The 11,593-nt window shown below is 57.1% G+C and carries 9 protein-coding genes; 3 read left to right on the forward strand and 6 right to left on the reverse strand.

The window, feature by feature from the left end; all coding sequences use genetic code 11:
* The first annotated feature begins 172 nt into the window (after positions 1-172).
* Complete coding sequence (gene rimO / locus K325_RS0103295) at positions 173-1,516, forward strand: 30S ribosomal protein S12 methylthiotransferase RimO (RefSeq protein ID WP_029652831.1); 1,344 nt, start codon at positions 173-175, stop codon at positions 1,514-1,516.
* A 64-nt stretch (positions 1,517-1,580) separates the two neighbouring features.
* On the opposite strand, the gene K325_RS0103300 is transcribed toward rimO, so the two are convergent.
* Genes K325_RS0103300 through K325_RS0103310 form a run of 3 tightly spaced genes read right to left on the reverse strand, consistent with a single transcriptional unit; the run spans position 1,581 to position 5,507 of the window.
* Positions 1,581-2,246, reverse strand: coding sequence for a carbonic anhydrase (locus tag K325_RS0103300; RefSeq protein ID WP_029652832.1), 666 nt, complete (start codon positions 2,244-2,246; stop codon positions 1,581-1,583).
* Between the two features lie 18 nt (positions 2,247-2,264).
* Positions 2,265-4,073: a sodium-extruding oxaloacetate decarboxylase subunit alpha gene (oadA, locus tag K325_RS0103305; RefSeq protein ID WP_029652833.1), complete on the reverse strand. Its 1,809-nt coding sequence runs from the start codon at positions 4,071-4,073 to the stop codon at positions 2,265-2,267.
* An 18-nt stretch (positions 4,074-4,091) separates the two neighbouring features.
* The gene (locus tag K325_RS0103310; protein ID WP_029652834.1) at positions 4,092-5,507 is read right to left on the reverse strand and encodes an acetyl-CoA carboxylase biotin carboxylase subunit; all 1,416 of its coding nucleotides are present in this window, start codon (positions 5,505-5,507) and stop codon (positions 4,092-4,094) included.
* Positions 5,508-5,639: 132 nt separating this feature from the next.
* Between K325_RS0103310 and K325_RS0103315 the strand changes: the two genes are divergently transcribed.
* Positions 5,640-6,587, forward strand: coding sequence for a LysR family transcriptional regulator (locus tag K325_RS0103315; RefSeq protein ID WP_029652835.1), 948 nt, complete (start codon positions 5,640-5,642; stop codon positions 6,585-6,587).
* Between the two features lie 301 nt (positions 6,588-6,888).
* Here K325_RS0103315 and gatB read toward each other — a convergent pair whose 3' ends face one another.
* From gatB to gatC, 3 genes are read right to left on the reverse strand one after another with little or no spacing between them, the layout of a single operon-like run.
* Positions 6,889-8,340, reverse strand: coding sequence for an Asp-tRNA(Asn)/Glu-tRNA(Gln) amidotransferase subunit GatB (gene gatB / locus K325_RS0103325; protein ID WP_029652836.1), 1,452 nt, complete (start codon positions 8,338-8,340; stop codon positions 6,889-6,891).
* Positions 8,341-8,362: 22 nt separating this feature from the next.
* Positions 8,363-9,820, reverse strand: coding sequence for an Asp-tRNA(Asn)/Glu-tRNA(Gln) amidotransferase subunit GatA (gatA, locus tag K325_RS0103330; RefSeq protein ID WP_029652837.1), 1,458 nt, complete (start codon positions 9,818-9,820; stop codon positions 8,363-8,365).
* 33 nt (positions 9,821-9,853) lie between these two features.
* Complete coding sequence (gene gatC / locus K325_RS0103335) at positions 9,854-10,141, reverse strand: Asp-tRNA(Asn)/Glu-tRNA(Gln) amidotransferase subunit GatC (protein WP_029652838.1); 288 nt, start codon at positions 10,139-10,141, stop codon at positions 9,854-9,856.
* Between the two features lie 393 nt (positions 10,142-10,534).
* On the opposite strand from gatC, the gene K325_RS0103340 reads away from it, so the two are divergent.
* Positions 10,535-11,578 carry a rod shape-determining protein gene (locus K325_RS0103340; protein WP_029652839.1) on the forward strand — a complete coding sequence of 348 codons (1,044 nt, stop codon included), beginning with the start codon at positions 10,535-10,537 and terminating at the stop codon, positions 11,576-11,578.
* The last annotated feature ends 15 nt before the right edge of the window (positions 11,579-11,593 follow it).

The raw sequence follows: 11,593 nt of genomic DNA on the forward strand, positions 1-11,593 counted from the left end.
TTTTTGGGTGGTTTCTGAACACGGCGTCACAGTTTTGATGGAGAACTTGATCTGCATCATCTGGTTTCGGGGGCTCGTTGGCTGTCAGCAACTGCTGCAGAGGAACCAGTCGTGGGGTAAAATCCCTTCTACATTCATCGGGAGCATTGCTCCGGACACCCCGCAGGCTTTTATGACCGAGAAAACGCACGATACGCCCCAGGGCGGAAAAGTAGGCTTCATCAGCCTTGGTTGCCCGAAGGCGCTGGTAGATTCTGAGCGTATCCTGACCCAGTTAAGACTGGATGGTTACGATGTGGTGCCCACTTACGACGATGCCGACATCGTGGTTGTGAACACCTGTGGCTTTATAGATGCGGCTAAACAGGAGTCTCTGGACGCGATCGGGGAAGCCATTAATGAGAACGGTAAAGTTATCGTGACCGGTTGCATGGGGGTTGAGGCGGACAAAATCCGGGAAACCCACCCGGGAGTGTTGGCGGTCTCCGGGCCTCATGCCTACGAAGAAGTGGTGGGTGCGGTACACCAGTATGTGCCGCCAAAGAAACAGCATGATCCGTTTGTTGATCTGGTCCCCCCTCAGGGGGTTAAGCTGACTCCGCGCCATTACGCCTACCTGAAAATCTCCGAAGGCTGCAACCACCGGTGTACGTTCTGCATTATCCCATCGATGCGAGGTGATCTGGTAAGTCGCCCGATTGGCGATGTCATGGATGAGGCACAGCGCTTGGTGGATGCCGGCGTGAAGGAAATTCTGGTGATTTCGCAGGACACCTCCGCCTACGGTGTCGACGTCAAGTATAGGACCGGTTTCTGGCAGGGCCGGCCGCTGAAAACCAAGATGCAGGCGTTGTGTGAGGCCTTGGGTGACATGGGCGTTTGGGTGCGTTTGCACTATGTCTATCCTTATCCTCATGTGGATGACATCATTCCTCTGATGGCGGAGGGGAAGATCCTTCCTTATCTGGATATCCCGTTCCAGCATGCCAGCCCCAAAGTTCTTAAGGCCATGAAGCGTCCGGCCCACGACAGCAAGACTCTGGAACGTATCCGGAAATGGCGTGAAATCTGCCCGGAGCTAACGATTCGGTCTACCTTTATTGTCGGGTTCCCGGGGGAAACGGAAGAAGATTTCCAGTACCTGCTGGACTGGCTGGACGAGGCTCAGCTCGATCGGGTCGGGGCGTTTACCTACAGCCCGGTGGAAGGCGCTCCAGCCAATGAGCTGGAAGGCGCCGTACCGGAAGACGTGAAAGAGGAGAGGCTGGCTCGCTTCATGGCTAAACAGGCTGAGATTTCCGCGGCCCGGTTGCAGGCCAGGGTTGGCTCTACCATCGATGTTCTGATTGATGAAGTGGATGAAGAAGGCGCTATTGGTCGCTCAAAGGCCGACGCGCCGGAAATCGACGGTATGGTCTACCTGAACGGTGAAACCGGTCTTCAGCCGGGGCAGGTTGTACGTGCTGTGGTTGAGGAAGCGGATGAACATGATTTGTGGGCGGAACTGATCCGGTAGTTGAAGAGCAGCCCACAAAAACGACAACGCCCCGGTAGAAACCCGGGGCGTTGTCGTTTTGGGGTCAGTCTTTTTCTACTTTTGCGATGGTGGTGGCGTAGTAGTCGTCAAAATCCTTGAATTCGATGCTGTCTCGTCCGCAGCAACGAATGCCGCCAGACTTGATGTCGTACACCCAGCCATGCACCTCGATTTTTCCGGTTGCGAGCTTTGCAGCGACCACGGGGTGCGTGCGCAAGTGCTGGACCTGCTGGAGCACATTCTCCTCAATGGCCTCATTGAGGTACTTGCTGTCCAGAGGCTGGTCTACGGGAATGCTGTGTCGTTCCCGGACAATCTCCATCGCGGAGCGGCAATGGCCAAGCCATTCTTTAACGTGTGGCAGGCCCTTCAGAGCCGGAATATCCAGCGCCCCCTTGATGGCGCCGCAATCGGTATGGCCGCAGACGATGATGTGCCGCACCTGCAGTACGGCGACTGCGTATTCAATGGAGGCGGTCATGCCTCCGGTTTCGTTACTGTGGGGCGGTATGACGTTACCTGCGTTCCGGCAGATGAACAGATCACCTGGGTTGGAGCCGGTGAGCATGTTCGGGTCGATGCGGGAATCGGAGCAGGTGAAGAACAGTACATCCGGGTTCTGGCTGTCGGCCAGTGATCGGAACAGATCCTTGCGCTCCGGATAGACGTTCTTGCGGAAATCCAGTACGCCACGAACAATGTGTTCCATTAACTTTCCTCCTGTCGATCAGGCAATTTCAATCAATACGTCGCCCGGAGTAACCCGGTCGCCTTTGGTGACGTAAACCGCCTGCACGGAGCCGTCTACGCTGGTGTGTATTTCGGTTTCCATTTTCATGGCTTCGGTGATCAGAACCGCCTGGCCTGCGACTACCGTATCGCCTTCACTGACCAGAACGTCGACCACGTTTCCGGGCATGGTCGTTGTAACGTGGCCCGGGTCAGTGGCTTGCTTGCGGCCCTTGCTGTTGCCGGGCGCATCGTACTCATTGAGCGATTCGAACACGACTTCTTGTGGCATACCGTCCAGCGACAGGTAAAGCTTGCGCTTGCCCGGGCCTGAGGCGCCCGCGCCGGTGACCGCCACTTCGTAGGTTTCGCCATGGACATCGATGCGGAACTCGGTGGCCACCGCAGCACCCAGCCGGTCCCGTCCCTTTTGCCCGGCCGGAAGCAGTTCTTCTGGCGTCAGGGTGCCGTCGTTGCGCTGCTGCAGAAATTCTCGGCCCAAGTCCGGGAACATAGCGTATGTGAGCACATCTTCCTCACAGCTGGCCAGACGACCAATGTCTTCTCGCAATTTATTCAGCTCCGGACTGAGCAAGTCGGCCGGCCTGCCCTCATTCACCGTCTCGTTGCCAATGGCTTTCTTCTGGATCTCGGTATTGACCTTGGCGGGGGGGTGACCGTAACCGCCCTGCAGGTAACGTTTAACCTCGTTGGTGATGGTCTTGTATCGCTGGCCGGCCAAGACATTGTAGACTGCCTGAGTCCCAACGATCTGGGAGGTAGGCGTTACCAGAGGAGGATAACCCAGGTCTTTCCTCACCCGTGGAATTTCATCGAAGACTTCCCGAATCCGGTCCAGGGCGTTCTGTTCCTTGAGCTGATTGGCCAGGTTGGACATCATACCGCCTGGTACCTGATTGATCTGCACCGAAACGTCTTCACGGGTAAATTCACTTTCGAACTGGTGATACTTCTTCCGCACTTCCCGAAAGTAGTCGGCAATCTCGTTCAGCAGTTCCAGGTCCAGCCCTGTGTCGTGTTCGGTGCCTTTCAGAGCTGCGACCTGGGACTCGGTTGCCGGATGGCTGGTCCCATTGGCGAAGGCGGAAATGGCGGTATCAATCCGGTCTGCACCGGCTTCGATGGCTTTCAGTTGGCACATGGCGGCCAGGCCAGCTGTGGCGTGGCTGTGAATAACCAGGGGCAGGTCTACGGACGATTTGATGGCCTTTGTCAGCTCGTAGGTGGCATAGGGCGTGAGCAGCCCGGCCATGTCTTTGATCGCGATGGAGTCCGCGCCCATGGCTTTGAGTTCCTGTGCCTGTTTTACAAACAGTTCCGGAGTGTGAACCGGGCTGGTGGTATAGCAGATGGTACCCTGGGCATGTTTGCCGGCCTTTTTTACCGCTTTCATGGCGGTTTCCAGGTTGCGAAGGTCGTTCAGGGCATCAAAAATGCGGAACACATCAATGCCGTTGTCTGCCGCCTTCTGCACAAAGGCTTCAACCACATCATCGGCATAGTGCCGATAACCCAGAAGGTTCTGCCCCCGCAGCAACATTTGCAGGCGGGTATTTGGCAGCGCTGCACGCAATTGCCGCAGGCGCTCCCAGGGGTCTTCTTTCAGAAACCTCACGCAGGCGTCAAACGTGGCGCCACCCCAGACTTCCAGCGACCAGTAGCCGACCTTATCGAGCCTGTTGCAGATCGGCAGCATATCTTCTGTGCGCATGCGGGTCGCGATCAGGGACTGGTGTGCATCGCGAAGGATCAGGTCGGTTACTTCAATCTTTTTAGTCTTGCTCATGTTCAATGCTCCTTCGAATTACCAGCCAGCATGGGCCGCAATGGTGGCTGCAATGGCCAGCGCGACTTCACTGGGGTGACGTTTGGTGGAGTAGTTCAGCAATTCCGGGTGGCTGGGCACGAAACTGGTGTCGAACTTGCCCGCCTGGAAATCCGGATGATCCAGAATCTGCTGGTAATAGCTGGCGGTGGTGGTAATGCCGTGCAGTCGCATGTCGTCCAGCGCTCGCTTACCTCGGGCGATCACTTCCTCCCAGGTGAGTGCCCAGACCACCAGTTTCAGGCACATGGAGTCGTAGTAGGGCGGGATTTCATAGCCGGTGTAGATGGCCGTATCCACCCGAACCCCGGGGCCGCCAGGGGCGTAGTAGTGGGTAATACGTCCGAAACTCGGCAGGAAGTCGTTTTTTGGGTCTTCCGCGTTGATCCGGAATTGCAGCGCAAAACCCCGATAGGATATGTCCTCCTGCCGATAGCTCAGCGGCAGGCCGGCGGCAATCCGCAGTTGCTCCCGGACAATGTCTACCCCGGTAATAGCTTCAGTGATGGTATGTTCCACCTGCACCCGGGTGTTCATCTCCATGAAATAGACTTCGTTGCCGGACAACAGGAACTCCACCGTCCCGGCATTCTCATAACCCACGGCCTTGGCTGCTTTCACTGCCAGGTTGCCGATGTATTGCCGTTGTTCCGGTGTCAGTTGGGGGCTGGGGGCGATTTCGATCAGCTTCTGATTCCGGCGTTGAATCGAGCAGTCCCGCTCGAACAGATGAATGGCGTCCCCCTGGCTGTCCGCCAGCACCTGAACTTCGATATGACGCGGGTTAACGATGCATTTCTCCATGAACACCTCGGCCGAGCCAAAGGCCTTGGTTGCCTCTGAGATCACCCGCGGGTACTGGGTTTTCAGCTCATCTGCGGAATCACACCGACGAATCCCACGGCCTCCACCACCAGAGGTGGCTTTCAGCATCACCGGGTAGCCTATGTCATTGGCGAGTATCAGAGCTTCGTTCAGATCCTGAAGGTTGCCATCGGAGCCGGGTGTGATGGGGACGCCCGCTGCCCGCATGCTATCCCGGGCCTGGGTTTTGTCGCCCATTTTGTGAATGACATCGGACTTCGGGCCGATAAACGTCAGCCCTTTTTGCTCACACAATTGGGCAAAACGGGCATTCTCCGACAAAAAACCATACCCGGGGTGGATGGCGTCGCAGCCGACCTCTGCTGCCAGGTTCACAATCCGGGCCGGATCCAGATACCCGGAGATGGGGTCTTCACCCAGGGAGTAGGCTTCGTCGGCGCGCTTCACATGCAAACCATAGCGGTCTGGCTCAGTGTAAATGGCCACCGAACGAATCCCCATCTCGGCGCAGGCCCGCACAATGCGCACCGCAATTTCGCCCCTATTGGCGATCAGTATTTTCTTCAGCATGGGCGATTCCTCGTTTCGTCGTCCCGAATGAAGGTGAAAAAATCCTAACCGGGATGATTGATGAGGAAAAATTGATATTATTTCGGTTATCTATAACAAATACCTTATGTGTCATCTTTTTCGGGAAAGCCTATGCCGCTCAGTATTCAGAAACTCGCAAGCCGCCTGACCTTCCGGCAATTGCAGGTGTTCAAGGCAGTGTACGATCTGAAAAGCTACAGCCGGGCAGGAGACCTGTTAGGGCTTACCCAGCCCGCTGTCAGCAGCCAGATGCGCCACCTGGAACAGGCGCTGGGCACCCCCATGTTTGAGTACGTCGGTCGCCAGCTCTACTGCACCGCTGCCGGTGAGGAGATGGCTTTGTGCGTGAGTGCGGTCTTCCGGGAGCTGGCGGAAGTTCAGGATAGACTGGCGGCCCTGGAGGGGCGGGTAGCGGGTGACCTGAAACTGGTGGCGGTAAGCACGGCCCAGTATGTGGTGCCCTATCTCCTGGGGGTGTTTCTGCAACTGAACCCGCAGGTAAATGTCTCGGTTGCCGTGGTCAACCGCGCCGCTGCTTTGCAGCGCCTGAACGATAACAGTGATGATCTGGCAATCATGGGCATGGTGCCCTCGGAGCGGCCGTTGTCTTCATTGCCATTTCTGGACAACGAGCTGGTGCCGGTGGTGCCTGCGGGGCATCCGCTATTGCAGACTTGTACGGTAACGGCGCAGGATTTTCTCGACAGTCGGTTGCTGGTGCGCGAGCCGGGGTCGGGCAGTCGGCTCGCGTTGGAGATGCACTGTCAGCAGCACCGGCTGAAGTTGTCACCATCGATGGAGTTGGGGTCGAATGATGCAGTGAAGCATGGTGTGCTGGCGGGTTTGGGGGTGGCGGTGATTCCGCGCCTGAGTGTGGTGTCGGAGTTGAAGCTGGGGGCGTTGCAGGTGCTGCCGATTGCGGGTTTTCCATTGCGGCGGAGTTGGTGTGTGGTCTATCCCCAGGCGCGACATCCTACGCCTGCGATGCGGGCGTTTATCGACTATATCCAGCAGAATATTGCGCAGTTTGAGCGGTTGTTTCGGCGGTTGGCTTCTTAGTGTTGGTGTTCGTGTTCACCGAGCCTTCTGAGTCTTCCGCTGTGGCTCATCAACGTCTCGCAAGCCTCCGCACTTACTTGATGATGCGGGGCCCTTTGAGCACGGTTTTTTCGAGCGTGCTGCAAACACGTTTGATTGGCTGGGTTTGGGCTTTCTTCCCAAAAATTTCGGAGGCCATGGATGGCCGGAGAGAAGCGCACAGGGATGTGCTTGTAGCGGTTTTTGGGAAGAAAGCCCAAATCCTGTCTGCACCAAAGTTGGCAGGTTAGGGCCCAGATAGCGGGCCCTAACCTGGCTAGGTCTAGCCACCCAGCTTGCGAACAAGAATCTCGTTGAACAGCTTGGGATTTCCCTGTCCCTTCGAAGCCTTCATCAGCGGCCCCATAAAGCCACCCAGCATCTTCTTGCGCTTCTTCGGGTCTTCTTCGCCCTGGTACTGCGCCACCTGATCCGGCATGTCGGCCAGAACCTCATCCACCATGGCTTCCAGCGCGCCGGTATCGGATACCTGCTTCAGGCCCTTGGCGTCGATGATGGCGTCCACACTGTCGCTCTCGCCGGTCCACAGGGCCTCGAACACCTTCTTTGCGCCCGAAGAGGAGAGCGTATTGTCGGCGATGCGTACCACCAAGGCACCCAGCTGGGCACCGGTGATGGGCGACTCGGCGACGGACTTATCCTCGGCGTTCAGACGCGCGGAAAATTCGCCCTGAATCCAGTTGGCGGCCAATTTGGCATCTTTGCCGTATTCTGCGGTTTCTTCAAAGAAGACGGCCAGTTTGGCGTCGGCAGACAGAATGCCAGCGTCGTAGTCGTTCAGGCCATATTGCTCCTTGAAGCGGGCGCGGCGGGCATCCGGCAGTTCCGGCAGGCGGGCACGGGCGTCTTCGATGAAGGCGTCGTCGATTTCCACCGGCAGCAGGTCCGGGCAGGGGAAGTAGCGATAGTCGTTGGCTTCTTCCTTGCTGCGCATGGAGCGGGATTCGTCCCGGTCGCCGTTGTACAGGCGGGTTTCCTGGGTGATGGTGCCGCCGTCTTCGAGAATGTCCATCTGCCGCTCTACTTCGTGGGCGATGGCCTGTTCCATGAACCGGAACGAGTTCAGGTTCTTGGTTTCGGTACGGGTGCCCAGGGTGTCGCTGCCTTTAGGCTTCAGGGAGATGTTTACGTCAAAGCGCATGGAGCCCTGAGACATATCGCCGTCGCAGATGCCCAGGGAGGTAACAAGGCTGTGCAGCTTTTTGGCAAAGGCTACCGCTTCCTCGGCGCTGTTCATGTCCGGCTCGGTGACCACCTCGATCAGCGGCGTTCCCGCCCGGTTCAGGTCGATGCCGGTCATGCCGTGGTAATCCTCGTGCAGGGATTTACCGGCGTCTTCTTCCAGGTGGGCATGGTGAATGCGTACACGCTTGGTGCTGCCATCGGCCAGGTCGATGTCCACATGGCCGGGGCCAACAATGGGCTGCTCCAGCTGGGTGGTTTGATACCCCTTGGGCAGATCCGGGTAGAAATAGTTTTTCCGCTCGAACACCGAGCGGCGGCCGATTTCGGCGTTGGTAGCCAGGCCGAACATCACCGCATAGCGGAAGGCTTGCTCATTGGGCACCGGCAGGGTGCCGGGCATGGCCAGATCGACGGCGCTGGCCTGGGTGTTGGGCTCGGCACCGAAGGCGGTGCTGGAGCCGGAGAAAATCTTGGTCTGGGTGGCGAGCTGAACGTGAATTTCCAGCCCGATCACGATATCCCACTGCATGTGTTCGTCTCCTAATCCGGGCTTATTGGGGTTCACGCTGGTGCCAGTCGGTCACCTGCTGGAATTGATGGGCGGCGTTCAGCAGGCGGGCCTCGGAGAAGTAATCCCCGATGATCTGCAGCCCTACTGGCAAGCCGTCGACAAACCCGGCCGGTACTGACATGGCCGGAATGCCTGCCAGGTTGATGGCGATGGTGAACACGTCTTCCAGGTACATGGAGACTGGGTCAGTGTTCTTCTCGCCCTGCCTGAAGGCGGGGGTTGGTGACACCGGGCTCATCAGCACGTCCACTTCCCTGAACGCATTGAGGAAGTCCTGCTGAATCAGCCGGCGAACTTTCTGAGCCTTCAGGTAATAGGCATCGAAGTAGCCTGCAGACAGTGCATAGCTGCCAACCAGAATCCTGCGTTTCACTTCGTTGCCAAAACCTTCCGCCCGGGAGCGGGTGTACATGTCCATCAGGTCTTTCGGGTTTTCGCAGCGATAGCCGTAACGGACGCCGTCAAAGCGCGACAGGTTGGCAGAGGCCTCGGCGGGTGCAATCACGTAGTAAGCCGCAATGGCCAGTTTTGCATTGGGCAGCGAGACTTCTTTTACGGTTGCGCCGAGTTTTTCGTATTCGCGAATTGCGTTGCGTACCTGTTCCTCCATGGCCGGAGACAACTGGTCGCTGAAATACTCCTTCGGAAGGCCGATTCTGAGGCCTTTCAGCGGCTCGTTCAGGGTTGAGGTATAGTCTGGCACCGGTTGAGCAATGCAGGTGGAATCCTTTGGATCATGGCCTGCCATGACATTCATCATCAGGGCTGCATCTTCGGCGGTACGGGCCATGGGGCCGCCCTGATCCAGAGAAGAGGCGAAGGCAATCATTCCGTATCGTGAAACCCGGCCGTAAGTCGGTTTCAGGCCGGTGATGCCGCACAGGGCTGCAGGCTGACGAATGGAGCCGCCGGTGTCTGTGCCTGTTGCGGCTGGCACCAGGCGAGCGGCAACCGCAGCGGCAGAGCCGCCAGAAGAACCGCCAGGTACCCGCTTGTCGCCATTGGAGAGTCCCCAGGGGTTGGTAACCGCTCCGTAAAAGCTGGATTCATTGGAAGAGCCCATGGCGAACTCGTCCATATTGGTTTTGCCCAGGCAAACCGCGCCGGCTGCCTTGAAGTTCGCCGTTACCGTGGCATCGTATGGGGGGATAAAGTTTTCCAGCATCTTCGAACCGCACGTTGTGCGAATGCCGTTGGTGCAGAAAATATCCTTGTGGGCAAAGGGGACGCCGGTCCAGACGTTGGCCTTGCCGGCAGCGCGCATCTCATCGGCGACTCTGGCTTCAGCCAGGGCCTGCTCCTCTGAGATGGTAATAAAGCTGTTATATTTGCCGTCTTCTGTTTTCAGACGGTCCAGGAACTGCTGGGTCAGTTCCACACTCGAAATCGTGCCACTCTCCAGTTCTCTGGAAAGCTCTGCTACAGACTTGTTATGCATGATGAATCCCGAAATCTCTGATGGACGACCAAATCATTCAATTACTCTGGGCACCAGATACAGCCCGTCTTCGGTGGCTGGCGCAATTGCCTGAAACGCCTCCCGCTGATTGGTCTCGGTAACCACATCCGGCCGCAGCTTCTGAACCGCATCCAGCGGATGGGCCATCGGCTCTACCGAATCGGTATCGGCGGCGCTCAGCTGATCCACCAGATCCAGAATGTTGCCCAGATCTTTCTCCAGAGCCGAAACCTGCTCGCTATCCACCTTGATGCGGGCGAGCACGGCAACTTTCTCAATGTCCGCGCGGGAAATGCTCACGTTGCCTCCAAAAGCGTGTGTGAAAACAATTTAATGCAATGTTGTCCGAATGGTGATGACGGGTTGGGCTTGAGGTCGCGCCACCGTCCGGGGATGCCTTGGGGAACTGCTTTCCAAAAATTTGTGGCGCCATGGATGGCGGAACAAAAGCGCCACATGGATGTGCCGAAGGAGGGGTTTTTGGAAAGCAGTTCCCCAAGGTATCCTTGCACCTATTCAAAATAAGGCGCACATATTAGCAGAATCACAGGCAATATTGGCCCCATGTAAAGCCATAAAATGTGAGAATGGTAAGCCTCAAGGCCCGGATGGCGCCTTGCCTGAGTAGGTGCTCACTGCTAAAGTTGCCGCATTCTTTTCCGCAACCGCAACTCTCAGGTTGAAACAACACGAATGTTAATCAAAAGACTCCGAGGCATATTCTCAAGCGACCTGTCCATCGACTTGGGCACCGCCAACACCCTGATCTATGTGCGCGAGCGCGGCATTGTCCTGAATGAACCTTCTGTCGTAGCCATTCGCACCAATAATTCCCAGAAAATGGTTGCTGCTGTCGGTTCCGAAGCCAAACGGATGCTGGGTCGGACTCCAGGCAATATTACCGCCATCCGTCCGATGAAAGACGGCGTGATTGCCGACTTTGTTGTCACTGAAAAAATGCTTCAGCATTTTATTCACAAAGTACACGAAAACAGCTTTATCACCCCCAGCCCCCGGGTGCTGGTCTGTGTGCCCAGCAAATCCACTCAGGTAGAACGTAAGGCGATTCGCGAGTCAGCTCTGGGAGCGGGTGCCCGCGAGGTTTTCCTGATTGAAGAACCCATGGCCGCAGCGATCGGAGCGGGCTTGCCGGTGGAAGAAGCCAGTGGTTCCATGATCGTTGATATCGGTGGTGGTACAACGGAAATCGCGATTATTTCCCTTAACGGCATTGTCTATGCTGAATCCGTGAGGGTGGGCGGCGATAAGTTTGACGAGGCAGTGGTCACCTATGTGCGCCGCAACTACGGCAGCCTGATTGGTGATTCAACCGCCGAGCGTATCAAACACGAAATTGGTTGTGCGTATGAGGGGCTGGACGTTCGTGAAATTGACGTTCGTGGCCGGAATCTGGCGGAAGGCGTTCCCCGTGCATTCACCCTGAACAGCGAGGAAATTCTGGATGCGCTGCAGGAGTCTCTTGCCCAGATCGTCCAGACGGTGAAGAGCGCACTGGAGCAATCTCCACCCGAGCTGGCGTCGGACATTGCCGAGCGTGGTATTGTGCTGACTGGCGGGGGCGCTTTGCTGCGTGGCCTGGATAAGCTCATCAGTGAAGAAACCGGTTTGCCGGTGATCATTGCTGAGGACCCGCTCACCTGCGTAGCGCGTGGTGGCGGCAAGGCCCTGGAAGTGATTGATCGTGGTGGCATCGGAATGTTCTCCCAGGAGGGATAATCCTGTGGGAGGGCT

The sequence above is a fragment of the Marinobacter daepoensis DSM 16072 genome (assembly GCF_000421165.1).
In the GTDB taxonomy this organism is placed as follows: Bacteria; Pseudomonadota; Gammaproteobacteria; order Pseudomonadales; family Oleiphilaceae; genus Marinobacter; species Marinobacter daepoensis.

What these genes read in the sequence shown, in the direction of transcription:
- rimO (WP_029652831.1), top strand. Translation starts at nt 173, where the DNA reads ATGACCGAGAAAACGCACGATACGCCCCAGGGCGGAAAAGTAGGCTTC.
- K325_RS0103300 (WP_029652832.1), bottom strand. Translation starts at nt 2,246, where the DNA reads ATGGAACACATTGTTCGTGGCGTACTGGATTTCCGCAAGAACGTCTAT.
- oadA (WP_029652833.1), bottom strand. Translation starts at nt 4,073, where the DNA reads ATGAGCAAGACTAAAAAGATTGAAGTAACCGACCTGATCCTTCGCGAT.
- K325_RS0103310 (WP_029652834.1), bottom strand. Translation starts at nt 5,507, where the DNA reads ATGCTGAAGAAAATACTGATCGCCAATAGGGGCGAAATTGCGGTGCGC.
- K325_RS0103315 (WP_029652835.1), top strand. Translation starts at nt 5,640, where the DNA reads ATGCCGCTCAGTATTCAGAAACTCGCAAGCCGCCTGACCTTCCGGCAA.
- gatB (WP_029652836.1), bottom strand. Translation starts at nt 8,340, where the DNA reads ATGCAGTGGGATATCGTGATCGGGCTGGAAATTCACGTTCAGCTCGCC.
- gatA (WP_029652837.1), bottom strand. Translation starts at nt 9,820, where the DNA reads ATGCATAACAAGTCTGTAGCAGAGCTTTCCAGAGAACTGGAGAGTGGC.
- K325_RS0103340 (WP_029652839.1), top strand. Translation starts at nt 10,535, where the DNA reads ATGTTAATCAAAAGACTCCGAGGCATATTCTCAAGCGACCTGTCCATC.